This is a genomic window from Rhodopseudomonas sp. RCAM05734, assembly GCF_052658035.1.
The window spans coordinates 2,101,067-2,125,510 of record NZ_CP199742.1 but is presented as its reverse complement, the minus strand read 5'-3'; the positions used below and the strand labels follow the sequence as shown (position 1 = coordinate 2,125,510).

The 24,444-nt window shown below is 66.2% G+C and carries 20 protein-coding genes; 10 read left to right on the top strand and 10 right to left on the bottom strand.

Going from position 1 to position 24,444, the window contains the following annotated elements:
- Positions 1–86: 86 nt before the first annotated feature.
- A complete protein-coding gene (locus tag ACUXVA_RS10100; RefSeq protein WP_445491932.1) occupies positions 87–2,186 on the top strand; it encodes a S9 family peptidase in 2,100 nt (699 codons plus the stop codon).
- 161 nt (positions 2,187–2,347) lie between these two features.
- On the opposite strand, the gene hemC is transcribed toward ACUXVA_RS10100, so the two are convergent.
- Positions 2,348–3,319, bottom strand: coding sequence for a hydroxymethylbilane synthase (gene hemC, locus ACUXVA_RS10095; RefSeq protein ID WP_413776549.1), 972 nt, complete (start codon positions 3,317–3,319; stop codon positions 2,348–2,350).
- Between the two features lie 234 nt (positions 3,320–3,553).
- Here hemC and ACUXVA_RS10090 point away from each other — a divergent pair, with 234 nt between their 5' ends.
- Entirely contained in the window at positions 3,554–4,870 is a 1,317-nt protein-coding gene (locus ACUXVA_RS10090; RefSeq protein ID WP_265080430.1) for a DUF3422 family protein, read from the top strand.
- A 47-nt stretch (positions 4,871–4,917) separates the two neighbouring features.
- On the opposite strand, the gene ACUXVA_RS10085 is transcribed toward ACUXVA_RS10090, so the two are convergent.
- The 3 genes from ACUXVA_RS10085 to ACUXVA_RS10075 form a co-directional block, all read right to left on the bottom strand.
- Entirely contained in the window at positions 4,918–6,030 is a 1,113-nt protein-coding gene (locus ACUXVA_RS10085) for an NADH:flavin oxidoreductase/NADH oxidase (protein ID WP_265080431.1), read from the bottom strand.
- A gap of 29 nt (positions 6,031–6,059) precedes the next feature.
- Positions 6,060–6,695: a TetR family transcriptional regulator C-terminal domain-containing protein gene (locus tag ACUXVA_RS10080; protein ID WP_445491930.1), complete on the bottom strand. Its 636-nt coding sequence runs from the start codon at positions 6,693–6,695 to the stop codon at positions 6,060–6,062.
- 192 nt (positions 6,696–6,887) lie between these two features.
- Positions 6,888–8,144 (bottom strand): Hsp70 family protein, encoded by a 1,257-nt coding sequence (locus ACUXVA_RS10075; protein ID WP_265080433.1) that lies wholly within the window; start codon positions 8,142–8,144, stop codon positions 6,888–6,890.
- Positions 8,145–8,383: 239 nt separating this feature from the next.
- On the opposite strand from ACUXVA_RS10075, the gene ACUXVA_RS10070 reads away from it, so the two are divergent.
- Positions 8,384–10,723: a Tex family protein gene (locus tag ACUXVA_RS10070; protein ID WP_265080434.1), complete on the top strand. Its 2,340-nt coding sequence runs from the start codon at positions 8,384–8,386 to the stop codon at positions 10,721–10,723.
- Between the two features lie 182 nt (positions 10,724–10,905).
- Here ACUXVA_RS10070 and ACUXVA_RS10065 read toward each other — a convergent pair whose 3' ends face one another.
- The 5 genes from ACUXVA_RS10065 to ACUXVA_RS10045 form a co-directional block, all read right to left on the bottom strand.
- The gene (locus tag ACUXVA_RS10065; RefSeq protein ID WP_445491927.1) at positions 10,906–12,084 is read right to left on the bottom strand and encodes an amidase; all 1,179 of its coding nucleotides are present in this window, start codon (positions 12,082–12,084) and stop codon (positions 10,906–10,908) included.
- A gap of 19 nt (positions 12,085–12,103) precedes the next feature.
- The gene (locus tag ACUXVA_RS10060) at positions 12,104–13,336 is read right to left on the bottom strand and encodes an amidohydrolase family protein (protein WP_445491925.1); all 1,233 of its coding nucleotides are present in this window, start codon (positions 13,334–13,336) and stop codon (positions 12,104–12,106) included.
- Between the two features lie 212 nt (positions 13,337–13,548).
- Positions 13,549–16,053, bottom strand: a complete 2,505-nt coding sequence (locus ACUXVA_RS10055; protein ID WP_445491923.1) for a branched-chain amino acid ABC transporter ATP-binding protein/permease — start codon at positions 16,051–16,053, stop codon at positions 13,549–13,551.
- Positions 16,054–16,061: 8 nt separating this feature from the next.
- Positions 16,062–16,931: a branched-chain amino acid ABC transporter permease gene (locus ACUXVA_RS10050; RefSeq protein ID WP_265080437.1), complete on the bottom strand. Its 870-nt coding sequence runs from the start codon at positions 16,929–16,931 to the stop codon at positions 16,062–16,064.
- Between the two features lie 188 nt (positions 16,932–17,119).
- Positions 17,120–18,307, bottom strand: a complete 1,188-nt coding sequence (locus tag ACUXVA_RS10045; RefSeq protein ID WP_265080438.1) for an ABC transporter substrate-binding protein — start codon at positions 18,305–18,307, stop codon at positions 17,120–17,122.
- Between the two features lie 20 nt (positions 18,308–18,327).
- On the opposite strand from ACUXVA_RS10045, the gene ACUXVA_RS10040 reads away from it, so the two are divergent.
- Positions 18,328–18,486, top strand: a complete 159-nt coding sequence (locus ACUXVA_RS10040; RefSeq protein WP_265080439.1) for a hypothetical protein — start codon at positions 18,328–18,330, stop codon at positions 18,484–18,486.
- A 56-nt stretch (positions 18,487–18,542) separates the two neighbouring features.
- Positions 18,543–18,962, top strand: a complete 420-nt coding sequence (locus ACUXVA_RS10035; RefSeq protein WP_265080440.1) for a nuclear transport factor 2 family protein — start codon at positions 18,543–18,545, stop codon at positions 18,960–18,962.
- Positions 18,963–19,026: 64 nt separating this feature from the next.
- Here the strand turns inward: ACUXVA_RS10035 and ACUXVA_RS10030 are convergent, their stop codons facing one another.
- A complete protein-coding gene (locus ACUXVA_RS10030) occupies positions 19,027–19,758 on the bottom strand; it encodes a GntR family transcriptional regulator (protein WP_265080441.1) in 732 nt (243 codons plus the stop codon).
- 157 nt (positions 19,759–19,915) lie between these two features.
- Here ACUXVA_RS10030 and ACUXVA_RS10025 point away from each other — a divergent pair, with 157 nt between their 5' ends.
- The 5 genes from ACUXVA_RS10025 to ACUXVA_RS10005 are packed head-to-tail and all read left to right on the top strand — an operon-like array spanning position 19,916 to position 24,363.
- A complete protein-coding gene (locus ACUXVA_RS10025; RefSeq protein ID WP_445491919.1) occupies positions 19,916–21,070 on the top strand; it encodes an ABC transporter substrate-binding protein in 1,155 nt (384 codons plus the stop codon).
- A gap of 7 nt (positions 21,071–21,077) precedes the next feature.
- Positions 21,078–21,944, top strand: coding sequence for a branched-chain amino acid ABC transporter permease (locus tag ACUXVA_RS10020; RefSeq protein ID WP_445491917.1), 867 nt, complete (start codon positions 21,078–21,080; stop codon positions 21,942–21,944).
- A 1-nt stretch (position 21,945) separates the two neighbouring features.
- Positions 21,946–22,884 carry a branched-chain amino acid ABC transporter permease gene (locus ACUXVA_RS10015; protein WP_445491915.1) on the top strand — a complete coding sequence of 313 codons (939 nt, stop codon included), beginning with the start codon at positions 21,946–21,948 and terminating at the stop codon, positions 22,882–22,884.
- Positions 22,881–23,660, top strand: a complete 780-nt coding sequence (locus ACUXVA_RS10010) for an ABC transporter ATP-binding protein (protein WP_265080446.1) — start codon at positions 22,881–22,883, stop codon at positions 23,658–23,660. The genes ACUXVA_RS10015 and ACUXVA_RS10010 overlap by 4 nt, the downstream gene beginning before the upstream one ends.
- Entirely contained in the window at positions 23,653–24,363 is a 711-nt protein-coding gene (locus ACUXVA_RS10005; protein ID WP_265080447.1) for an ABC transporter ATP-binding protein, read from the top strand. The genes ACUXVA_RS10010 and ACUXVA_RS10005 overlap by 8 nt, the downstream gene beginning before the upstream one ends.
- The last annotated feature ends 81 nt before the right edge of the window (positions 24,364–24,444 follow it).

Sequence of the window (24,444 nt, the reverse complement as noted above, 5' to 3'; positions counted from 1 at the left end):
ACGTCGCCGGATACCGCACTGCGCGGCGGTTTCAGCCTTAGTCCGATCCCGCCTTCCCGATCAAGCCTTTGCCGAAAAGAGCCGTCATGACCAAGCCCGTCCCTGCGCCGGTGGCGCCACGCCATCCCCACAGCTTCACCGCCCACGGCATTACCGTGTCCGACGACTATGCCTGGCTGAAGGATACCAACTGGCAGGAGGTGCTGCGCGACCCCACGGTGCTGGATCCGGAAATCCGCACCTACTTGGAGGCGGAGAACGCCTATACTGAGAGCCTGCTCGGCTCGACCGCTGAGCTGCAGAAGACCCTGGTCAAGGAAATGCGCGGCCGCATCAAGGAGGACGATTCCAGCGTGCCGGCGGTGGATGGGCCGTTCGCCTATCTCAGGAAATACCGCGAGGGCGGCCAGCACGAACAATATGGCCGCACGGCGCGCGACGGCGGCGAGCCGCACATCATCCTCGACGGCGACGCTCTTGCCGCCGACCACAAATACTTCAAGTTCGGCGGCGCCCGCCATTCGCCGGACCACAAGCTTGAGGGATGGTCCGCGGACATCAAGGGCTCGGAATATTTTTCCATCCGGGTGCGCGACTGGGCGACCGGCACGGACAGCACCGACCTGGTCGAGGAGACCGACGGCGGCGTGGTGTGGACGCTGGATGCCAAGGCGTTCTTCTATGTGAAGCTCGACGACAACCACCGGCCGATGCAGGTTTGGCGCCACACCCTCGGCACCGCGCAGGCAGAGGACAGACTGATCTATGAGGAGCAGGATGCCGGCTGGTTCACCCACATCCATGAAAGCGCCAGCGGCCGCTTCTGCGTGATCGCCGGCGGCGACCACGAGACCTCCGAGCAGCAACTGATCGACCTCGCCGACTACGACGCGCCGCCGCGCCTCGTCGCCGCGCGCGAGGAAGGCGTGCAGTACTCGCTGGCCGATCGCGGCGACGAACTTTTCATCCTCACCAATGCCGACCATGCGATCGACTTCAAGATCGTCACCGCGCCTTTGGCGTCGCCATCGCGTGAACATTGGCGCGACCTGATCCCGCACCGCGCCGGCGTGTACATCATCGACATCGAGCTCTATGCCCATCATCTGGTTCGGCTGGAACGCGCCAACGCGCTGCCCTCCATCGTGATCCGCGACCTCGTCAACAAGGACGAGCACGCCATCGCCTTCGACGAATCAGCCTATTCGCTCGACACCATGGGCGGCTACGAATTCGACACCACCAACCTGCGTTTCGCCTATTCGTCGATGACCACGCCATCGGAAGTCTACGATTACGACATGGCGACGCGCGAGCGCCACCTGCGCAAGCGCCAGCAAATTCCGTCGGGCCACAATCCCGACGACTACGTCACCACGCGGATCATGGCGACGTCCCATGACGGCGCCGAAGTGCCGGTATCCATCCTGCATCACAAGAACCTGGTGCGCGACGGCGCGGCGCCGCTGCTGCTCTACGGCTACGGCTCCTACGGCATGGCGATGCCGGCCTCGTTCTCCGCCAACCGGCTGTCGCTGGTGGACCGCGGCTTCGTCTATGCCATCGCCCATATCCGCGGCGGCGCCGACAAGGGCTGGGGCTGGTATCTCGACGGCAAGAAGGAGAAGAAGACCAATTCGTTCGACGACTTCGCCGCGGCGGCGCGCGCGCTGATCGCGGACAACTATTCCAGCGAGCAGCGCATCGTCGGCCACGGCGGCAGCGCCGGCGGCATGCTGATGGGCGCGGTGGCCAACCGCTCCGGCGACCTGTTCGCCGGCATCGTCGCCGAGGTGCCGTTCGTCGACGTGCTCAACACCATGCTCGACGACACCCTGCCGCTGACGCCGCCGGAATGGCCCGAATGGGGCAACCCGATCGAAAGCGCCGAGGATTTCAAGACCATTTTGTCGTACTCGCCCTACGACAATGTCAGCGCGCAGGAATATCCGGCGATCCTGGCGATGGGCGGGCTGACCGATCCGCGCGTCACCTATTGGGAGCCGGCCAAGTGGATCGCGCGGCTGCGCGCCACCATGACCGGCGGCGGCCCGGTGCTGCTGCGCACCAACATGGGCGCCGGCCATGGCGGCGCCTCCGGCCGCTTCAACCGCCTCGACGAAATCGCCATCGTCTATGCGTTCGCGCTGTGGGCGGTGGGGATGTCGGAGGGGGATGAGGGGTAAGCGGGGGCCGCAGGGCTTCGTGCCCCGGACGCGGAGCAATGCGCCGCCCTTGCGGCGTGGTGCGCCGCAGATCCGGGGCCGTACCAAGCTCCTGCGTTTGATACGGTCCCGGCTCTGCGCAGCGGCATGAACGCCGCAGCGCGTCCGGGACACGTAACCCCCTAATGCTCCGGCCGGCTGCGCTCGATGATGTCGCCGGCGCCCTTGTGCAGCAAATCGAGCCCGACGGCGCGGCCGAGTTCGCGCGGCCGGTCGGCAGGGCCGACCCGCGTCACTTCGATGAAATGACCGCCCGCCTCATCCAGCACCGAGGCCGTGAGCGACATTTCGCCGCCTGAAATCACCGAATAGGCGGCGATCGGCGAGTTGCAGTGGCCGTTGAGAACCCACAGCACCTCACGTTCGGCGTCGCAGGACAGGTGCGCCGCGGGATCGTCGATCAATGCGAGAATTTTTCGCGTTTGCCAGTCATTCGCCGCGCATTCCACCGCGACAATGCCCTGTCCGGCGGCCGGCAGCATGTCCAGCGGCGAAAAATCGCAGGCGATGCGGTTGGCCAGGCCGACACGCTCGAGGCCGGAGCGCGCCATGATCAGCGCGTCGGCCGGGCCGACTTCGCCGCCGCCGGGCAGCCGCTGCATCTCGCCATTGTCGAGCTTGCGCACCCTTGTGTCGGCGGCGCCGCGAAAATGAATCACCTCGACGGCCGGAAACAATCGCCTGATATAGGCCGCGCGCCGGACCGCGTTTGTACCGATCCTGTAGCCCTCGCCGCGCGTGCGCCGGAGATCCTCCAGCGTAAGGCCCGGACGCAGCACCAGCGCGTCGGTGGGCGGATCGCGCACCAAGGCGGCGCCGATCACCAGCCCGGGCGTGTCCTCGTTGCCGGGCATGTCCTTGAGCGAATGCATCGCTGCGTGCAGCCGGCCCTCGCGTACGGCATTGCGGATTTCGCCGACAAAGGCGCCGCCCTTGCCGCCATGGCGCAGCAGGTTGCTGGTCTGGTCGCGGTCGCCGACCGGCTCGAACTTGACGATCTCGACATCGAGGGCGGGATCGGCGGCAATCAGGCGGCGCGCGATTTCCTCGGTCTGGGCCAGCGCCATCGTGCTCTTGCGCGTGCCGATCCGCATTGAAACTGTCACCAAGCACGCTCCATTCCGACCGCGCGAGGAACGCGGCGACTCTTCGGGAAGATTAAAACCAGCCGGCGACGGAATGCAAACGGATGCGTCCGCTGCGGCGCAAATGGTCATCCCCGCGACATCCGCCCGCCACCCGATTCGGCTTCTATCGGCGGGACCGCAATGCTAATCAGGAGGCCGGCTGGCGCGGCCAGGGGCCGACGATTGGGAATGGGGACGCGGGTGACTGCAGAAGTCCTGATCGGCGAAGGCCAAGGCGCGCATCTGGTGCCGCACCCGCTGCGTGCGGCGGTTCTCGGCGAGGTCCATGCGCGGCCCTTCACGGCCATCGAGGTGCCCTGCCGCATCATCCATTTTGCCTTCGACACCTCCGGGAGCCAGGCCCAGGTCGACCGCGCCAATCTGGTGCGGTTCTGCGAGGCCCGCGGCCTGCAGCCGCCGGGACCCCAGGAAAAGCACCACCGCGCCCCCTTCGGCAGCATCACCCTGCGCTGGGAGCAGCATTCGGAATTCACCACCTATAGCTGGGAGATGCGCTCCGATCCCGGCGGCGTTCCGTTCCATCCCGAGGCTGCCTCATTGGCCTCGCCGATGACGCTCGTGCCGCAGCCCGGCCCGTTGCTGGTCGCCATCGACCTGCACGCGTTGCCGGAGGACGGCGTGCGCACCGCGCCGGAGCGCCTGTTCGACCGCGCCAGCCTCGCGGTGGCGGAGAATTCCGACGGGGCGGCGCTGTATGCCACCGATTTCAAGCCGGGGCCGTCGGGCTTCGTGCGTATCCTGCTGGTCGATCGCGGCATGTCGGCGGAACGCGCCGGCGCGCTGGCGCAGCGGGTGATCGAGCTGGAAACCTACCGCACGCTGGCGCTGCTCGGCCTGCCGGAAGCGCAACGGCTGGCGCCGTCGATCGGCGCCAGCGAACAGCGCCTCGCCGAGGTGACCCAGGAGATGCGCCAGCCCGGCGACCTCGCCAGCAACCACCGGCTGCTCTACGAACTCACGGCGCTGGCCGCCGACGTCGAGGCCGGCGCGGCCATCAGCGGCTTCCGCTTCGGCGCCAGCCGCGCCTATGAGGATATCGTCACCCAGCGGCTGCAGACGATCGGCGAGCGCAAGGTCGGGGGCTTGCCGACCTGGACCTCGTTTCTCGCCCGCCGCATGAAGCCGGCGCTGCGCACCTGCGTCACCATCGAGAACCGCCAGGCCAACCTGTCGGTGAAGCTGACCCGCGCCGCCAACCTGCTGCGCACCCGCGTCGATGTCGAACTGGAACAGCAGAACCAGGAACTGCTGAAATCCATGAACGCCCGCACCCGGCTGCAGCTCCGGCTGCAGACCACGGTGGAAGGGCTGTCAGTGGCGGCGATCACCTATTACGTGGTCAGCCTGTTCGGCTATCTCGCCAAAGCTGCACATGACAGCGGCCGGCTGCATCTGGAGCCGAGCATCGTCACCGCCGCCTTCGTGCCGGTGGCCGCGCTCGCCATCTGGTGGACGGTGCGCAGCATCAGGCGCAAGCACGTCAGCGGCGAGGATTGAGCGGCCCTCTTTCTTCACCCTCCCCTCCAGGGGAGGGTAAGAAAAAGCTACCTTCCCCCGAACTTCGTCGCGCCGAACAATTCCTTCTGCGTCGACGGCTGCGAGCGCCAGTATTGCGGCGGGGCTTCCACCGTGGCGCCCAGCACTGCTGCGGCGTGCCACGGCCAGCGCGGATCGTAGAGCACGCCGCGCGCCAGCGCGACCATGTCGGCCTTGCCCGACGCCACGATCTCCTCGGCCTGCTGCGGGTCGGTGATCAGACCGACCGCGATGGTCGGCAGTCCCGTCGCCGCCTTGATGGCCTCGGCGAACGGCACCTGGTAACCCGGGCTCAGCGCGATCTTCTGCAGCGGCGACACGCCGCCGGAAGACGCATCGATCCAGTCGACGCCGCGCTTCTTCAATTCCTTCGCAAACACGATGGTCTGTTCGAGATCCCAGCCGCCCTCAACCCAGTCGGTGGACGAGACGCGCACGCCCACCGGCCTGTCCTCCGGGAATGCGCCGCGCACCGCGTCGAACACCTCGAGCGGAAACCGCATACGGTTTTCCAGTGAGCCGCCGTAAGCGTCGCTGCGCTGGTTGGAAATCGGCGACAGGAATTCGTGCAGCAGGTAGCCGTGCGCGGCGTGGATCTCCAGCGCGTCGATGCCCAGCCGTGCTGCGCGCCTGGCGGTGGCAATGAAGGCATCGCGCACGCGCGCGAGGCCGGCCTCGTCGAACGGCACCGGCGCTACCTCGCCGGGCTTCTGCGCCAGCGCCGATGGGGCGTTAGCGATCCAGCCGCCCTCAGACACCGGGATCTGCTGGCCGCCGTCCCACGGCGCATGGCTCGACGCCTTGCGGCCGGCATGGGCGACCTGCATGGCCACCGGCATCTTCGAATGCTTGCGGATCGCCGCCAGGGCCGTCTTCAGCGCCTGCTCGGTGGCGTCATCGTAGAGCCCGAGATCACCCGGCGTGATGCGGCCGAGCGCCTCCACCGCAGTGGCCTCAAGGCACAGCAAGCCGGCGCCGGACAGCGCCAGCGAGCCCAGATGGATCACGTGCCATTCATTGGCTTTGCCGTCCTCGGACGAATACTGGCACATCGGCGAGATCACGATGCGGTTGGGCAAGGTCAGGCCGCGCAGGGTGATCGGGGAGAACAAGGCGCTCATGAAACCATCCAATGTGAGAGGGAAGCCGGTTACCTTGCGGCGACCGGAAGATCGGGAGATGCCTGGCGCAGCACCTGGGAAAACAGCACCTGCCGGAAGCGATCGATGGGCACCGGGCTGCGCTCCGCCTTGGCCAACAGATGTGCCCCCTGCAGCGACGACACGATGAAGCCGGCGACGGCGTCGACCGCGAAATCGGCCGGCAATTCGCCCGCCGTTACCGCGGCGCGCAGGCAATAGGCAAAAGCCTCCTGCAATTCGGCGAAGATCTCCACCAGCCGCAGGCGGATCGACTCGCAGTGGTCGGACGTCTCGGCGCTGAAATTGCCGAACAGGCAGCCGTTGCGCACGCTTTCATCGCACTGGCGGGCGGTGTGCCCGTCGAGATAGCCCGCCAGCCGTTGCAGCGGCGGCAGCGCGTCGTTGCGCAGCGTTGCCGCCATCGCCTCCCGGCCGTGGGCCAGATAGATGTCGAGGATTTCGAGGCCGAAGGCCTCCTTGGACGCAAAATGATTGGTGAAGGAGCCCTGCGGCACCCCGGCGGCATGCACGATGTCCCGCACGCTGGCTCCGGCATAGCCGTGCGCATGCACCACCCTGAGGCCTTCGGTGAGCAGCCGGTCGCGGTTGGAGAGCTTGGTCATCCCTTCAAGATGGCCGTCCATCTTTTGTTGTCAAGGGATTGGCGGGAAAGGGGAAGTTGGTTTGGCCACGCGCCGAGCTGTCGTAGCCCGGCCGGGCGCGCAATTGCGCGCCAGGACCGGGCGACCCAGTAAACTCAGGTGTGGGTGATGGAGCCGCGGCGGCTGTGTTTACTGGGTCCCCGCATGCGCAGGGACGACAGACACGGCTTTTTGCTACCCCAGCGATCCGTAGCGCCGGACGGCCTCGATGGTCAGTCCCTTGCCGACGGCGCCGAACGTGTCGCCATCGATGGCGCGGGCGGATGGCACCGCGGAGATGATGGCCTTGCGGACATGGGCGAGTTGCACCGAGCCGCCGGTCAGGAATACGGCGTCGATATCGTCCGGTCCCAGCCCCGCCTGGTCGAGACAGATTTTTATGCGCGCGGTGATACGGTCGGCGAGCGGCTGGGTGTGCCCCACCAGATCCTTGCGGGCCACACCGGCGGCCAGCCCCGGCTCGATCCATTCCAGCGCGATGCGGGTCTTCTGCGCCTCCGACAGGCCGATCTTGGCCTCCTCGATTTCCATCGCCAGCGTGTGGCCGCGCTGCTCGTCGAGCACGCGCACCAGACGATCGAGCAGCTCCGGCTGCTTTGCCTCGTAGCGGACCTGGCGCACCTCGCTCATCACCTTCTGCTCGTACATGCGGTTGATGTTCGACCAGGTGGCGAGATCGTGGAAATAGCCCGAGGGCACGTCGAGGCCGGCGCGCTTCATCGCCGTGCGGTAGCCGAGCAGCGGCATGATCACGCCGAGGCTGAGCTGGCGGTCGAAATCGGTACCGCCGATGCGCACGCCGTCGTTGGCGAGAATGTCGTCCTTGCGCTCGGCATGGCGATGCCGCTGCGGGCTGAGCCGCACGATGGAGAAATCCGAGGTGCCGCCGCCGATGTCGGCGATCAGCGCGATCTCTTCCTGCGCAATGGTGCGCTCGTAATCCAGCGCGGCCGCGATCGGCTCGAACTGGAAGGTGACTTCGTCGAAGCCGATGTCGGAGGCAATATCGCGTAAGGTCGCCTCGGCCTTGCGGTCCTGCTCCGGCGCGTTGTCGACGAAAAACACCGGGCGGCCATGCACCACGTTGCGCAACTCGCTGCCGGTGGCGAACTCGGCGCGGCGTTTCACCGCGGCGAGATAATAAGCGATGATGTCGCGAAAGCTGGTGCGCTCGCGGCCGGTACGCGTGGTCTCCTCGATCAGCGAGGTGCCGAGGACCGATTTGAGGCTGCGCATCAGCCGGCCCGGTGCGCCCTCCACATAGGATTCGATCGCCTTGCGGCCGATCAGCACGGCGCCATCGACCTCGTAGAAGATCGCGCTGGGGATCGTGGTGTGGCTGCCCTCAAGCGCGGTCAGCACCGGAACCCCGTCCACGACGGTGCCCAGCGTCGTATTCGACGTTCCAAAATCAAGACCGCAGGTTGACATGACCGCTCCCGGGAGGAACGTCCGTCTACACAGATCGGCGGCAGCGATCTAGTGTTATATTTTCGCAGCGCACCGGGCTGCCGATTTGCTCGAAAGCGGCGCTTTTTGCAGCAATAACAGGCTCATCCACAGAACAATTTCCCGATGTCATGCGGGGTTGATGAATCGCTCGCCATGGGTCCATAAGCGTGACCCGACGGCGGGGACGTGATCCGCCGCGACGTGACAAGGAACTTTGCGTGGCAAACATCAATCGACAGATCGCGGAAGAACTGGGCGTGCGCGAGCAGCAGGTTGCCGCCACCGTGGAATTGCTCGACGGCGGCGCCACGGTGCCGTTCGTCGCCCGCTACCGCAAGGAAATCACCGGCGCCCTCGACGACGCACAATTGCGCACGCTGGAAGAACGGCTCAACTATTTGCGCGAGCTGGAAGCGCGCCGCGTGGTGATCATCGAGTCGGTGAAGGAACAGGGCAAGCTCGACGACAAGCTGCTGGCTGCCATCATGGCCGCCGATAGCAAGGGCCGCCTCGAGGACATCTATCTGCCGTTCAAGCCGAAGCGCCGCACCAAGGCGGAAATCGCCAAGGAAGCCGGCCTCGAGCCGCTGTCGGAGCTGCTGCTGACGCAGCCGCAGAACGATCCGCTGGTGGTCGCCGCATCCTTCGTCGACGCCGAGAAGCAGGTCGCCGATGTCGCCGCGGCGCTGGACGGCGCCCGCGCCATCCTGGTCGAGCGCTTCGCCGAAGACGCCGACCTGATCGGCGCGATCCGCGAGCAGTTGTGGTCGAACGGATTGATGGCGTCCAAGGTCCGCGACGGCAAGAAAGCCGAAGGCGAGAAGTTCAAGGACTACTTCGATTTCAGCGAACCGCTGCACAAGCTGCCGTCGCATCGCATTCTCGCGATGTTCCGCGGCGAGAAGGAAGAGATTCTCGAACTGCAGATGCAGCCCGATGCGCAGCCGGCGGTGCCGGGCGTGCCGAGCTCGTACGAACTGAAGATCATGCAGCGTTTTGCGATCTCCGATCAGGGCCGCCCCGGCGACAAGTGGCTGACCGAGACCGCGCGCTGGGCATGGCGCACAAAAATCCAGGTGCATCTCAACATCGACCTGCGGATGCGGCTGTGGAATGCGGCGGAAACCGAAGCCGTGCGGGTGTTCGCCTCCAACCTGCGCGACCTCCTCCTCGCGGCTCCCGCCGGTGCGCGCGTCACCATGGGCCTCGATCCCGGCTTCCGCTCCGGCGTCAAGGTCGCCATCGTCGATGCTACCGGCAAGGTGGTGGACACCACCGCGGTCTATCCGCATGAGCCGCAGCGGCAGTGGGACGCTTCGCTGGCAACGCTGGGCAAGCTCGCGGTCAAGCACAAGGTCGACCTGATCGCCATCGGCAACGGCACCGCCTCGCGCGAGACCGACAAGCTGGCCATGGAGCTGGTGAAACTGCTGCCGGATCTCAAGATGTCCAAGATCGTGGTGTCGGAAGCCGGCGCGTCGGTCTATTCGGCCTCGGCCTTCGCCTCCGAAGAACTGCCGGAACTCGACGTCACGCTGCGCGGCGCGGTGTCGATCGCGCGGCGCCTGCAGGATCCGCTGGCCGAACTGGTGAAGATCGATCCCAAGGCGATCGGCGTCGGCCAGTATCAGCACGATCTCGGCGAGAGCAAGCTGGCGAAATCGCTCGATGCCGTGGTGGAAGACTGCGTGAACGCGGTGGGCGTCGATGCCAACACCGCCTCGGCGCCGCTGCTGGCGCGAGTGTCGGGTATCGGCTCGGGCCTCGCGCAGAGCATCGTGCAGCATCGCGACGCCAACGGCCCGTTCAAGTCGCGCAAGGCGCTGAAGGAAGTGCCGCGGCTTGGGCCGAAGGCGTTCGAGCAATGCGCCGGCTTCCTGCGCATCAATGATGGCGAGGATCCGCTCGACAAGTCCGGCGTGCATCCGGAAGCCTATCCGGTCGTCAGGCGGATTCTGGAAGCCACCAAGAGCGACATCAAGGCGCTGCTGGGCAGCGCCGAGATCGTCCGCCAGCTCAAGCCGCAGAATTTCGTCGACGACAAGTTCGGCCTGCCGACGGTGACCGACATCCTGCGCGAACTGGAGAAGCCCGGCCGCGATCCCCGTCCCGCCTTCAAGGCTGCGGTGTTCATGGAGGGCGTCGAGAAGCTCAGCGACCTCAAGCCCGGCATGATCCTCGAGGGCACGGTGACCAACGTCGCCGCCTTCGGCGCCTTCGTCGACATCGGCGTGCACCAGGACGGCCTCGTGCACATCTCGGCCATGTCGCACACCTTCATCAAGGACCCGCGCGAGGTGGTGAAGTCCGGCGACATCGTCAAGGTCAAGGTGCTGGAAGTCGAAGTCGCCCGCAAGCGCATCGCGCTGACCTTGCGCATGGACGATGCCGTCGGCCCCAAGGCGGACCGCCCGCAGGCCGACCGCGGCCCGCGCGTCAACGAGCGGCAGAAGATGAGTTCGTCGGCGCCGCGCAAGCCCGGCGAGCCGGCGGTGGGCGGCGCCTTCGCCGAAGCGCTGCGCCGCGCCGCGGAAAAGGGCGCCAGCAAAGGGAAGTAGCTGACGCGAGCGCTGTCGTCTTCACCTCTCCCCGCACTTGCGGGGAGAGGTCGGCATCGCGCGTCAGCGCGTATGCCGGGTGAGGGGCTGGCAGAGTCTCACCCGATAGTCCCCTCACCCGGAGCCCTTCGCTTCGCTCAGGCCTCCGACCTCTCCCCGCAAGCGGGGAGAGGTAAAAAGAGCTAAGCCTGCCCCATCTGCACCGCCAGATGCAGGATATCCTCATCGCAATTCCTGCCGCCGATGATCGAGAGGCCGAGCGGGCAGCCGTCCAGGGTCGCCGCCGGAATCGAGATCTGCGGCAGGCCGGCATGGCCGGCGAGGCACAACAATTCGATGGCGCGGGCGCGGAACAGGTCGAGCTGGTCGGCGGGCGTGTTGAGCAGCGGCGCGATGCCCGGCGATGTCGGCAGCACCATCACCGTATCCGCCGATATCAGAGACAGCAGCCGCGCCACGATCTTTTCACGCAGCGCCTTGGCATCGGCGATCTCGCTCTTGTCCGTCACGGCGGCGGCGGCGAAGCGCTCCTTGACGCCCGGACCGAGCTTCGGCTTCACCGCCTCGATCCACGCGCCCTGCGCCGCCCAGGCCTCCTCCGACTGCAGGACACGAAACACGTTGCGCCAGGCCGGATAGTCGCCATGGGCGACGTCGACATCCTCGCTGCTGCCGACCAGCTTGACGAGGTGTTCGAGCGCCGGCTGCAGCGCGGCGCTGACCTTTGGATCGACCGCGGCGAACAGGTCGCGTGCAATGAGCAGCTTCTTCACCGGACGCGCCGGGCGCGCACCGTCGAGCAGGACCTTGCCGACCTCTTCCATTATCTGTGGGCTGCGCGCGAACCAGCCGGCGGTGTCGTAGCTCGGCGCCAGCGGCACCGCGGCGTCGAGCGGAATGCGGCCGTGGGTGGTGCGGATGCCGTAGACGCCGCAATAGCTGGCGGGCAGCCGCACCGAACCGCCGGTGTCGGAGCCGATGGCGAAGTCGACGAGGCCGCCGGCGGTGGCCGATGCCGAACCACTCGACGAGCCGCCGGGAATGCGGCCGGGCGCAGCCGGATTGGTCGGCGTGCCGTAATGGGCATTCTCGCCGTTCAGGCTCCACGCCAGTTCGTCGGTGTGGGTCTTGCCGACAAACTTGCCGCCGGCGGCCAGCAGGCGGTCGTAGATCTGTGTCGATACCGTCGGCACCGGATGGGTTGCCAGCCATTCCGGGCTGCCGGCGGCGGTCGGCATGCCCGCGATGTCGTAGAAATCCTTCACCGCAAAAGTGAGGCCCGCCAGCGGGCCTTCGGTGGTGGTCTGCACGTCGATGCGGCCATGGGCGACAAAGGCATTCAGGGTGTCGTTGATCGGCATCGAAATCTCCGGAGATGAATCAGGCGGGCTTGTGCAACGACGCCGCCGGTTTGGTGAAGGTGCGGACGCCGCGCTTGAGGCCGAACAGCGGCTGCGCGATCTCGCATACCGCTTCCGCCTTGGTGGCACAATCCAGCACCACGAGGTCGGCGGGGTGGCCGACGGCAATGCCGTAATCCGCGGCATTGAGGATCTTCGCCGAGCAGGAGGTCACCATGTCGAGGCAGCCGGCGAGTTCGGCCATGGCGCCCACCTGCAGCACGTTGGCATAGAGGTTGATCATGCGGATCAGCGAGACGTCGCCGAACGGCGTGAACGGGTTGAGCACGTTGTTGGTGGAGATGTTGGCGTTGACCCCGCGCGCACGCAGCCCATGCGCGGAGGTGACGCCGCGCGGCACGTTGAATGCGCTGTCGCGCCCGGTGAGGAACAGGTCGGTGGCCGGCAGCACGGTGACCGCGACGCCGGCATTGGCGAGCCGCTTCGCGGCGGCCTCGAAATCCGCCTTGGGCATCGCCGACAGTTTCGTCACGTGGCCGATGGCGACGCGGCCACCCCAGCCGGTGGCGTCCGCCATGCGGCAGACCTCGTCGAGATCGAGATGCGCGGGATCGAGGCCGAAGTCGAGATGGAAATCGATGTCGGTGCCGAATTGTTGCGCCATCGCGAATATCTTTGCGATCTGGCCGTGCGAATCCTTGTCCATGTAGGGCGCGCCACCGGCCACGTCGGCGCCTTCCTGCATGGCCTGCAGCATGACGTCCTCGCAGCCGGGATCGTCGAGCAGGCCTTCCTGCGGGAACACGCAGAGCTGCAGGTCGATGGCCCAGGCGTAGTCCTTCTTCAACTGCTTCAGCGCGCGAAAACTGGTGAGGCCGACGCGGGGATCGACCTCCACATGGGTGCGCATCCGGTTGGTGCCGTTCTTGATCGCCTTCTCCAGCGTCGTTGACGCCCGCGCATAGACGTCTTCCTCCGTGAAGCCGCGCTTGGCTTTCGCCACCTCGCCGATCGCCTCGTCCAGCGATCCCTTCTCGCAATTGCAGCGGCCAAGCAGGCAGGACTTGTCGAGATGGATATGGGTCTCGATGAAGCCGGGGATGACGAGACGACCCTTCACGTCTTCTTCCGGCGCGCCGGTGGCGGCGAGCCCCGCCTCGATCGCGGCGAAGCGGCCATTGCTGATGCCGATATCGGCCAGGCCTGCGCGGTCGACGATGGCGGCGTTGCGGAGAATGAGATCGAAGATCATGGGTGGGTCCTTGTCTTGAAGCAAGTTGGAGCCGTGTCCCGGACGCGGTGCGGCATTCTCAGGCGATGCACTTGCATCGCCGCTATGCCGCTCCGCAGATCCGGGACCGTAGCAAGCGCGGCGTTTGTGGCGGTCCCGGATCTGCAGTGCACTACGCCGCCGAGAGGCGGCGCAATGCACTGCGTCCGGGACACGGGCTGAGTAATGACCATCTACTGCGCGGCCTCGACGTGGCCGAGATAAGCGGCCTCGACTTCGGGATCGCTGGCGAGATTGGCGGCGCTGTCCTCGCGGACGATTTTGCCGGAGTCGATGACATAGCCGCGATCGGCGACGGCAAGTGCCAGCACCGCCATCTGGTCCACGAGCAGAATGGTGATGCCCTCGTCGCGGAGGTCGGCGAGCACGTCGAACAGTTCCTGGATCATCGCCGGTGCAAGGCCGAGCGACGGCTCATCAAGCAGCAGGATGCGCGGCTTCGCCATCATGCCGCGCGCGATCGCCAGCATCTGCTGCTCGCCGCCGGACAGCAGCCCTGCCCGGCTGTCGATGCGATCGCGCAGCCGTGGGAAGCGCTGCAGCAGCGCCTCGATCTCGCTGGCATAATCGACGTTGTCGCGGGTATTGGCGCCAAGTTCGAGATTGTCCCAGACAGTCATCTCGGGAAACACTTGGCGGCCTTCCGGCACCAAAGCCAGGCCGCGCGCGGCGATGCGGTGCGCCGCCATGGCCTCGATTCGGATATCGTCGAGGATAACGTCGCCCTCCACGGGGCGCAGCAGACCGGCGACCGACCGCATCATGGTCGACTTGCCGGCGCCGTTGGCGCCGATCAGCGCCACCATCTCGCCGGGCTTCACCTGAAAACTGATCTTTTGCAGCACTGGCGCCGCGCCGTAGCCGGCGCTGAGGTCGAGCGCGGTGAGCACCGCATCCTGCGAGCCCGCCCATGGCGCGGCGCGCGGGCGCGCCTGCATGCCGGCGGCGCCGAGATAGGCCGCGAGCACTTTTGCGTCGTGGCGGATATCGTTCGGCGTGCCGGCAGCGATGGGTTTGCCGGCATCGAGCACCACGATGTGGTCGGAGATGCCCATGACCAGGCGCATGTCGTGCTCGACGAGAATGACGGCGATGCCGACATCGGCGATCCGCCGCAGCAGCAGGCTCAACTCTTCCTTGTCGGAGGCCATCAGTCCGGCGGCGGGCTCGTCGAGCAGCAACACCCGCGGCCGCATCGCCAGCGCACGCGCGATCTCCACCAGGCGCCGGTCGACATGAGGCAGGTCGCCGGCAGTGGCCGCGAGTGCGCCCCTGTAGCCGACGAAGGCGATCAGCGCCTCGGCGGCGGCTTCATCGCTGGCGGTAGCCGACGCCGACAGCATCGAGCCGAGCCGACCGCGGCGCATGGCGATCAGCACATTGTCGATGACGCTCATGGTCTCGAACAGCTTTGTGGTCTGGTAGGTGCGGCCGATGCCGGCGCGCGCCACCTTCCATGCCGGCGCGCCCGCCAGCTCTTCGCCGCCGAGGCGGATGCTGCCGGTGCCGGGCTTGTAGAAGCCGCCGATCATGTTGAGCACGGTGGTCTTGCCGGCGCCGTTGGGGCCGATCACGCTGGTGACGCGGCCCTGCGCCGCGCTGAAGGAGACTTCCGACGCCGCCTTGATGCCGCCAAAGCTGATGCCGATATCGCGTACTTCCAGCGGCGCACGGTCGTTGCCCGACGTGAGAAACGCCGCCACGTCGAAGCCGCCGGCTTGCGCGGTGCGCGGATCGATACGGCGGACCAGTCGCGCAAGCGTGCCGAGAATGCCTTCCGGCGCCAGCCACAACACCACCAGCAGCAGCGCGCCGAAGAACAGCAGGCGATATTCGGCGAGCGACGACAGCAGCTCCGGCAGCACTACGGTAATCACCGCGCCCACTACTGGACCGAGCACCCAGCCGGCACCGCCGACGATGCAGGCGAACAGGAACAGGATCGATTGCGAAAACGGAAACGAGTCCGGCGACACGAAGGCGAGCAGCGACGCGAAGATGCCGCCGGCCAGACCAGCGAACACCGCCGACAGCATGAAGCCCGCGGCCTTGACGCTGACCGGGTTGAGGCCGATGGAGCGCGCCGCCACCTCGGCGTCGCGCACCGCGACCATCGCCTTGCCCCAGGCGGAGTTGGCGAGGCGGTGGAACAGAAACGTCGCCACGCCGGCAATCGATATGGCCAGCAGCGCGATCTCGCGTTCGGTGAACATCACGCCCCCCAGTGTCGGCGACGGCAGGCCCATCAGCCCGTTGGAGCCGCCGGTGAGGCCGCGCCATTCGATCGACAGATGCTGCACGATGAAGGCGAAGGCGATGGTGACCATGGCCAGATACGGCCCGCTGACGCGCAGCGCCGGCAGCGACAGCAGCAACCCGATGGCGCCGGAGATCAGGCCGGCCAAAGGCAGCGCGATCCAGAAGCTGACGCCCTTGAGGGTCAGGATCGCCACTATATAGGCGCCGATGGCATAGAAGCCGACATGGCCGATGGAGATCTGGCCGGTGAGACCGACCAGCACGTTGAGGCCGACGCCGACGATGGCGGTGAGCGCCACCATCGCGAGGACGAACGGCACATAGCCGTCGGCCTTCGCCGCATAGAGCAGCGCCGCGCCCGTCAACAGCAACACGGTCAGCGGCATCACCCAGGCGCGCAACGAAAGGCGGGACAGCATCGTCATGCTCAGACCTTGTTGATCGCGGCGCGGCCGAACAACCCGTTCGGCATCAGCGCGAGGGCGGCGATAACGATCGAGAACACCACGATCTGGGTATAGACCGAGCCGAGATAGGAGGTGACCAGCGCTTCGGTGAGGCCGTAGATCAGCCCGGCGATCACCACGCCCCAGGCCGAGCCCATGCCGCCGAGAATCGCCACGGCAAAGGCCTTGATGCCGAACAGCGTGCCCATCTCCGAACTCACGCTGAACAACGGCGCGATCAGGATGCCGGCGAGGCCGGCCAGTGCTGTGGACAGTGCAAAGGAGATTGCCACCGTGCGATGCACGTTGATGCCCATCAGCCGTGCGGCATCGGGATTCTGCACCACCGCGAGCAGCGTCTTGCCACGGCGGGTGTTGCGCAGCACCAGATGCAGCGCCAGCGCGATGCCGACGCCGACCAGCGGAATGACCAGCTGCAGCGGATAGACGCCGGCGCCGAAGATCTGGACCGGCTTGCTGGCCAGCGCCGATGGAAAACCGCGCGGCTCCTTGCCGAAGGTGAACAGCACGGCATTGTCGAGCACGATGCCGGCGGCGACCGTGGCCATCAGCCAGGCGCTGGAGCCCTTGGCAACGAAGGGCCGAACCAGGATGCGCTCGACGACGAGGCCGAACAGCGCGCAGATCGCGAGCGATGCGACGATGGCGAGCGGCATCGGCCAGCCGTATTTGATTCCAAAGGTGTAGCCGAGCACGGCGCCCAGCATCATCGCCGAACCCTGGGCAAAGTTCACGGTATTGGAAACCACATAGGTGATGTGGAAGCCAAGCGCGATCAGCCCGTACATGGAGCCGAGACCGATGCCCGATATGATGGCGGAGGCGAGCATGGGAGATCCTAACAGACGTTCCCCTCCCCTGGAGGGGGAGGGTCGAGCGCGCCGTCAGGCGCGGTCGGGGTGGGGTGACAGCGGCAGTGACGGCGCACAACACTTCACCCCACCCCGTATCGCACGGCGCTGCGCGCTGTGCGATACGACCCTCCCCCTCCAGGGGAGGGTAAGGTACGCCTTCGTTGTCAGTTCACCAGCGGCAGGATCTCGTCGCCCTTGAAGTAGGTGAACAGATAGTCCGATGGCGACAGCGCGTCCTGATTGTCCTTGGAGAACGGCTTGTCGTACTTCTTGATCAGCCCGTCATAGCTGCCGATCTCGTAAAAGCCTTCGCGCAGCTTCGGGCCTTCGGTGGAGCCGGCCTTGGCGATCGCCAGCGCGGTGAGATGCATGGCGTCATAGGCGTTGGCGATGCCCACCGCGGGGGTGACGTCGGCCGCGGTCTTGATCTCCGGGAACTTTTTCTTCAGCGCCTCGAACACCGCCTGTGACTTCGGCGAGGTGTTGCCGGAGAAGCTGAAGGTCTGGATGAAGTGCACCTTCTCGGCGGACGCACCGGCAAGTTCGGTGAAGCGGCCGCCGGCGGGGCCCCAATGCGACACGATCGGCACGTTCCAGCCCATGCGGTCCAGCGACTTCACCACCTGTGCCGAGGGCGCGACGTTGGCGACCAGGAACAGGGCGTCGGCGCCGGCATCCTTGAGCCGGGTCAGCTGCGGGACGACGTCGACATCGCCGGTCTCGAACTTCTCGATGCCGGCGAACGGGATCTTCTTGGCTTCCAGCGCGCTCTTCAGGCCGGCCTCGTTGGATTCGCCCCAGGGATTGTTGATCAGGATCATGCCGGGCTTCTTGGCGGCATATTTCTTCACGGCGTAGTCAACCAGCGCCACGTCCACCAGCGCATCGACGGCGGAGACGCGGAACACGTAGTTCTCGGCGGCGCCGTTGCGGGTGATCGCGGTGCCGGCGGCCCAGACGCCGATGAACGGCACCTTGGACTGGTTGGCGAACGGCACGATGGCCATCGACACCGGCGTATCGACGCCGCCGAAGTAAGCCACTACCTTCTCGCGCTGCACCAGCTCGCGCGCGGCGATCACGCCCTTGGCGGGATTACTCTCGTCGTCGCGCACCACCAGCTCGACCTTCTTGCCGAGCAGCCCGCCCTTGGCGTTGATCTCGTCGATGGCCAGCGACAGGCCGCGCACGATGGCCTCGCCGGATTTCGCCGACTGGCCGGACATGGCGGCGACCACGCCCATCTTCACGGTTTCCTGCGCCCAAGCAGGCAGCGAGACTACAAGCGACAGCGACGCGGCACCGGCGGCGAGCAGCAGGCGGCGGGAAAATCTGGGCAATGCTGATGTCATGACGGACCCCTTCGGATTGAATGACGCTGCGCATTTCCAAGCAAGCGGTGTGCCACGACGTATGCGATTGGAAAGCCTGCGAAATCGAAGATAGCCCCGCCGCCATTGCAGTTTCCGCGATTGGCGCGCCTAATATCCGCCCATTTGCCGCCCAGATCGTATACAATCTTTCGGCATGACTGGCACCCGCCTTGCTTGGCGATCGCCAGTTCGCCACCTCTCAGGAGACCACACCATGCCGCTTTCAGCCGCCGCCCCCGATGCAACCGCCGAAGCCGCCGGCATCGTCGAGCGGTTCCTGGTGGCCTCGATGGTCCCGGATCCCGAGACCGCGGCGGGCTTCATGGCGCCGGATGTCGCCATCACCTTCACCGGCGGGCGCACCTTCAGGCATCCGCGCGAGACCACCGCCTTCAACGCCATGCGCTACAAATGGGTGAAGAAGAAAATGGAACGCACCGATGTGTCGCCGGGCCACGGCGAGACGGTGGTCTACAATACCGGCACGCTCTACGGCGAATGGCACGACGGTACCAGCTTCGAGGGCAACCGCTACGTGGACAGGTTTGTCGTGCGCGGTGGCAAGATCGTGCAGATGGACGTCTGGAACGACAGCGCGGAACGGATCCTGGTGCGGCTGGATATCGAGGCGTAGGGGCGCTTCTTCCCTCGCCCCGCAAGGCGAAGCAAAGCTTCGCTAGGCGGGGGAGGTAAGGAAGTCACCGCTTCTTCCTCGCTTTCGTCGCGACCGCTTCGTTCGCATACGGCGCCAGAATGTCCTGGATGTCGCGCTCCTTGGCTGGATGCGCCGAGATCAACGCGCGGTCGGCGACGGCGTCGAGATGATGATCCATGATCGCGGTCGCGCGGGCGACATCGCCGGCGGCCAGCGCGGTGATGATGTCGCGGTGCTCGCTGACGGCGCATTCCGGCGAGTGCGGGCGGTTATAAAGCGCGAGGATCAGCCCGCAGCGCGAGGCGACTTCGCTGACATAGCGCGCCAGCACCGGATTGCCGGTCATTTCCGCCAGCTTGATGTGAAAGGCCGTCGCAAGGCGGATCTGCAATGGCATGTTGCCGCCCTGCGCCGCCTGCTCGGCATCCACATGGGCCTTGAGCGTCTTGATCTGCTCGCGGGTCATGCTGCCGGCCAGCCGCGCCACCACCAGCCGCTCGAGGCCGATGCGCACATCGAAGATATCGCGGGCCTCGCTCCAGCTCGGCGTCGCCACCGCCGCGCCGCGGTTGCGCCGCAGCTCGACCAGCCCCTCCGCTGCCAGCCGCGCCAGCGCCGCACGGACGATGGTGCGGCTGGCGCCGAATTTTTCGCCGATGGCGTCTTCCGGCAGCTTCGCACCGGGCTGCAACGCCTGCTCGATGATCGCGTGCCACAGCGCCTTGTAGATGACGGCGCCGCGGTCGGTGGTTCGGATCTGGGTCGGCTTGGCCATCGCGTGTCATCACCGGAAAACTGGCAGCGTGATTGCCATGATACCGACACCAATGCAATTTCGCGGCCGCGCGCTGCCGCAGATCCCGTACGAAGTGGCACTTCATTTGCATGCAAGTGGACAGACCGCTCACGCCACGCGCAAACAGGAAACACCGATGTTCCAGATATCCATGAAGATGCTGATGGCCGGCGCCGTCCTATCCAGCGCCCTGGTGCAGCAGGCGCAAGCGGAGCCCGCCGCGTGCCCGGCGACCATTCCGATCGGCCTGACCACGCCGCTCACCGGCAACCTCGCTTTGCTCGGCACCCAGGCGCGCAACGGCGCCGAATTCGCCGTCGACGAGATCAATGCCGCCGGCGGCATCGCGGGCAAGAAAATCGCGCTGACCACCGAGGATACCGGCGCCTCCTCTACCGACGCGCTCAATGCTATGAACCGCATCATCGACGGCAAGCCGCTGGTGATCATGGGCTCGATGATCTCGCCGCACGTGTTCGCGCAGACCGAAGCCGTCAACAAGTCCGAAACGCCGTTCGTGGTCGGCGCCACCAATGCCAAGGTGACGTCGCAGGGCTCGAAGTGGCTGTTCCGCACCCACGTGCATGATGGCCAGCTCGCGGACCTGATCCCGGAGTATCTGGTCAAGACGCTGGCCAAGACCAAGCCCGGCATCATGGCGGTGGCCGACGATTACGGCCTCGGCGCCTCCAAGGGCATCCAGGCCGCACTCGGCGAACTCAAGGTATCGCCGGTGGCGATCACTTCCTACGCACCGTCCGACAAGGACATGAGCGCACAGCTACTGGAGATCAAGGACAAGGGCGCCGACAGCCTGATCTTGTTCGGCCGGCCCTCGGATATCACCCTGGTGCTGAAGCAGATGGGCGACCTCGGCATCAAGATGCCGGTGATCGGCAACACCAGCATTGTCGCGCAGACCACGCTGAACAACCTCAGCGCCGCGGAGGCCGACGGCGGCTATGCGATCGGCGGCATGATCCCGCAGACCTCCACCGATCCCAAGATCATCGACTGGGCCAAGCGGGTGCAGGACAAGTACAAGGTGCCGGCCGACAACTTCACCGTCTCCTATTACGACTCCGTGCTGCTGCTGAAGTCGATCATCGAAAAGGTCGGCTGCGACAAGGCGGCGATCCGCGACGGCCTTGCCGCCACCAAGGACTGGAAGGGCATGCTGATCAGCTACCAGGCCGACGCCAAGGGCGATCTCGCGCATACGCTCGGCATCTACCGCAACAAGGGCAAGACGCCGGAACTCGCCGGCAACATCAAGGAAAAGGGTTTCTAGGCCTTTCATGGGACAGCTTATCGTCAACGGCCTGGCGCTGGGGAGCATCTATGCGCTGGTGGCGTTGGGGCTGCTGCTGATCTTCAACACCGTGCAGATCGTCAACTTCGCGCAGGGCCAACTCCTGATGCTCGGCGCCTTCATCGGCATTTCGGGCGCAGTCACCCATGAACTGCCGGTGGCGGTGGCGTGGCTGGTGACTCTGGCGGCGATGGCGCTGGTCGGGATCGTCTTCATGGTGCTGGTGTACTTTCCCCTGCGCGGGCGGCCGCCGTTCCTGGTGATCCTCACCACCATCGCCATGGGCATCGTACTGGAAAACATCGCGATGATCATCTGGGGGCCGCTACCGGTGTCGCTGCCCTCCCCGGTGCGCGGACCGCCTCTGCGCTTCGCCGGTGTGGTGATCTCGATGCACCAGCTGCTCATCTTCGGCACGCTGGCGGTGATCCTGCTGCTGCAGTATCTGATGCTGACGAAGACGCGCTTCGGCATCCTGATGCAGGCCACCGCGCAGGACCTTCACACCGCGCGCCTGGTAGGCATTTCCGTCAACCGTACCATCGCCGTGGCCTTCGCGCTGGGCGCCATGCTTTCCGGCGTTGCCGGCCTGCTGGTGGCTCCGATCTTCCTTGCCGAGCCGACCATGGGCGGCAGTCTCGGCCTCAAGGGCTTCGTGGTCAGTGTCATCGGCGGGTTCGGCAACCTGCCCGGCGCGGTGATCGGCGGACTCTTTTTGGGCCTGATCGAAACCTTTGGCGCGCGCTACATCTCGTCGAATTTCCGCGACGCCTATGCCTTCATCGTGATGATCGCCGTCCTCGTGGCCTGGCCACGCGGACTGTTCGGCGAGAAGAGCAGCGAGAAGGTGTGAGGTGATCAGCAAGCTCCCCCTCGCCCTGGTCGCCGCCGCCGTGCTGGCTTTGCCGCTCGTCAGCCATGACGGCTATGTCATCCAGCTCTTGAACATCGCCATCCTCAACGCCATCGTGGTGCTCGGCCTCAACTTCGCCACCGGCTGGACCGGCCAGATCAATTTCGGCCAGGCCGCCTTCTATGGCCTCGGCGCCTACACCACCGCGATTGCTGGCAAGGCCGGCATGCCGTGGATCGCCACGCCCGTGCTTTCCGTCGCCGTGGTGATGATCGCCAGCCTGGCGCTCGGCCTGCCGACACTGCGGCTGCGCACCTATTACCTCGCCATGACCACCATCGGCTTCGGCGAAATCATCAGGCTGATCATCGTGCACTGGGAGCCGGTCACCGGCGGCACCTCCGGCCTGCGGGCGATCCCGGGCATCAGCGTGTTCGGCCTCGCGCCGCAAGGCCAGATCCAACACTATTATCTGCTGGTCGCCGCATTGGCGCTGGCCGCCCTCGTCGCGTCCCGCATCCGCCATTCGGCGCTCGGCCGCGCCATGATCGCCACCAAAGATTCCGAGATCGCGGCCGAGCAGAGCGGCGTCGACACGGTCCGCACCAAGCTGCTCGCCTTCATGATCGGCGCCGTCTATGCCGGCCTCGCCGGTTGCCTCTATGCCTCGTCGATCCGCTTCATCAGTCCCGACAGCTTCTCCGGGGTGCAGGCGATCCTGCTGATGACCATGCTGATCGTCGGTGGCATGGGCTCGATCACCGGCTGCATCATCGGCGCAGTGGCGCTGACCGTTCTGCCGGAGATGCTGCGCTTCCTCGGCCAGTGGTACCTCGTGCTCTACGGCCTCGGCGTCATCGCCGTGATCGTGCTGGCGCCGGGCGGGCTGGCGTCGATCGCGACATTGATACCGCGGCTACGCCAGGCAGGTGCGCGATGACGGATGCTCCGATCATCGCCGCACGCGGCGTGGCGCGGCGCTTCGGCGGCCTGGTGGCGCTGGACGGCGTTGACCTCGACGTGCCGCGCGGCATCGTGCAGGCCATCATCGGCCCGAACGGCTCCGGCAAGACCACGCTTCTCAACGCGCTGTCCGGCGCCTCCCATGCCGATGCCGGCTCGGTCCGCATCGCTGGCGAAGAGATCTTCCGCCTCAAGCCGCACCGCATCGCGCGCATCGGCCTGGCGCGTACGTTCCAGAACATCCGCATCTTCACCAACCTGACCGTGCTGGAGAACGTCATGGTCGCGGCTGCCTGCAAGGCACCGGCGTCACTGTTCAACATCATGACGTCGAATGCACGCCACAAGGCCAACGAGGCCGGCATCGAACAGGCCGCACGCGACGCGCTGGAGACGGTCGGCCTCGCCGGCCGCGCCCGCGACCGCGCCGCGCAATTGCCCTATGCCCAGCAGCGACTGCTGGAGATCGCGCGCGCGCTGGCCACGCAGCCCGCCGTGCTGCTGCTCGACGAGCCTGCTGCCGGCATGAACATGACCGAGAGCATGACACTGCTCGCGACCATCGCAAAGCTCAAGGACCGCGGCATCACGGTGGTGCTGGTCGAGCACAATGTGCGGCTGGTGATGGGCATCAGCGACCGTGTCGCGGTGCTGGACTTCGGCAGGAAGATCGCCGAGGGCGCTCCCGCCGAGGTGCAGCGCAATCCGCTGGTGATCGAGGCCTATCTCGGCAGGCGGCACCGTCATGCTTAAGGTCGACAACCTCCACGTCTCCTACGGCCATATCGAGGTGCTGAAGGGCATCTCCTTCAGCGTCGAGATGGGCGAGATCGTCGCTTTGATCGGCGGCAACGGCGCCGGCAAGACCACCACGCTGAGCACCATCTCCGGCCTGCTCCGCCCTACCGCCGGCAGCATCGTTTGGAAGGGCGAGGCCATTCACGGCACCGCGGTGGAAACCATCGTCGGCGCCGGGCTGGCGCACTGCCCGGAAGGACGGCGGATCTTTCCCGGACTCACCGTGCGCGAGAACCTGATCACCGGCACCGCGTCGCGGCGCTACAGGAAGGCCGAGGTCGAGGACGACCTTGCGCTGGTGTTCGAGCTGTTTCCGCGCCTCAAGGAGCGCCTCAAGCAGGGTGGCTGGTCGCTGTCCGGCGGCGAGCAACAGATGCTGGCCATCGGCCGCGCGCTGATGAGCCGACCGAGCCTGCTGATGCTCGACGAGCCGTCGCTGGGACTGGCGCCCATCGTCATCGAGCAGGTGTTCGACAAGATCCTCGAGCTCAACAAGCGCACCGGTCTCGGCGTGCTGCTGGTGGAGCAGAATTCGGCGATGGCGCTGGAGATCGCCAGCCGCGCTTTCGTGCTGGAGACCGGCAGCATCACACTATCCGGGCCGGCTTCGGTCCTGGCCGACGATCCACGGATTCGGGAAGCGTATCTCGGGGGCTAGGCTTGGTTCGCTGATCTGGCAGGATGGCGTTACTTCCCTCTCCCCGTCCGGCGAAGCAAGCTTCGCCAGGCGGCGAGAGGT

Excerpts from the sequence above, each read along its gene's own strand:
- ACUXVA_RS10075 (WP_265080433.1), bottom strand. The coding sequence starts at position 8,144 with ATGTCAACCTGCGGTCTTGATTTTGGAACGTCGAATACGACGCTGGGC.
- hemC (WP_413776549.1), bottom strand. The coding sequence starts at position 3,319 with ATGCGGATCGGCACGCGCAAGAGCACGATGGCGCTGGCCCAGACCGAG.
- ACUXVA_RS10060 (WP_445491925.1), bottom strand. The coding sequence starts at position 13,336 with ATGATCTTCGATCTCATTCTCCGCAACGCCGCCATCGTCGACCGCGCA.
- ACUXVA_RS10010 (WP_265080446.1), top strand. The coding sequence starts at position 22,881 with ATGACGGATGCTCCGATCATCGCCGCACGCGGCGTGGCGCGGCGCTTC.
- ACUXVA_RS10030 (WP_265080441.1), bottom strand. The coding sequence starts at position 19,758 with ATGGCCAAGCCGACCCAGATCCGAACCACCGACCGCGGCGCCGTCATC.
- ACUXVA_RS10080 (WP_445491930.1), bottom strand. The coding sequence starts at position 6,695 with ATGGACGGCCATCTTGAAGGGATGACCAAGCTCTCCAACCGCGACCGG.
- ACUXVA_RS10050 (WP_265080437.1), bottom strand. The coding sequence starts at position 16,931 with ATGCTCGCCTCCGCCATCATATCGGGCATCGGTCTCGGCTCCATGTAC.
- ACUXVA_RS10085 (WP_265080431.1), bottom strand. The coding sequence starts at position 6,030 with ATGAGCGCCTTGTTCTCCCCGATCACCCTGCGCGGCCTGACCTTGCCC.
- ACUXVA_RS10055 (WP_445491923.1), bottom strand. The coding sequence starts at position 16,053 with ATGCTGTCCCGCCTTTCGTTGCGCGCCTGGGTGATGCCGCTGACCGTG.
- ACUXVA_RS10020 (WP_445491917.1), top strand. The coding sequence starts at position 21,078 with ATGGGACAGCTTATCGTCAACGGCCTGGCGCTGGGGAGCATCTATGCG.
- ACUXVA_RS10035 (WP_265080440.1), top strand. The coding sequence starts at position 18,543 with ATGCCGCTTTCAGCCGCCGCCCCCGATGCAACCGCCGAAGCCGCCGGC.
- ACUXVA_RS10045 (WP_265080438.1), bottom strand. The coding sequence starts at position 18,307 with ATGACATCAGCATTGCCCAGATTTTCCCGCCGCCTGCTGCTCGCCGCC.
- ACUXVA_RS10040 (WP_265080439.1), top strand. The coding sequence starts at position 18,328 with ATGACGCTGCGCATTTCCAAGCAAGCGGTGTGCCACGACGTATGCGAT.
- ACUXVA_RS10100 (WP_445491932.1), top strand. The coding sequence starts at position 87 with ATGACCAAGCCCGTCCCTGCGCCGGTGGCGCCACGCCATCCCCACAGC.
- ACUXVA_RS10005 (WP_265080447.1), top strand. The coding sequence starts at position 23,653 with ATGCTTAAGGTCGACAACCTCCACGTCTCCTACGGCCATATCGAGGTG.
- ACUXVA_RS10025 (WP_445491919.1), top strand. The coding sequence starts at position 19,916 with ATGTTCCAGATATCCATGAAGATGCTGATGGCCGGCGCCGTCCTATCC.
- ACUXVA_RS10065 (WP_445491927.1), bottom strand. The coding sequence starts at position 12,084 with ATGCCGATCAACGACACCCTGAATGCCTTTGTCGCCCATGGCCGCATC.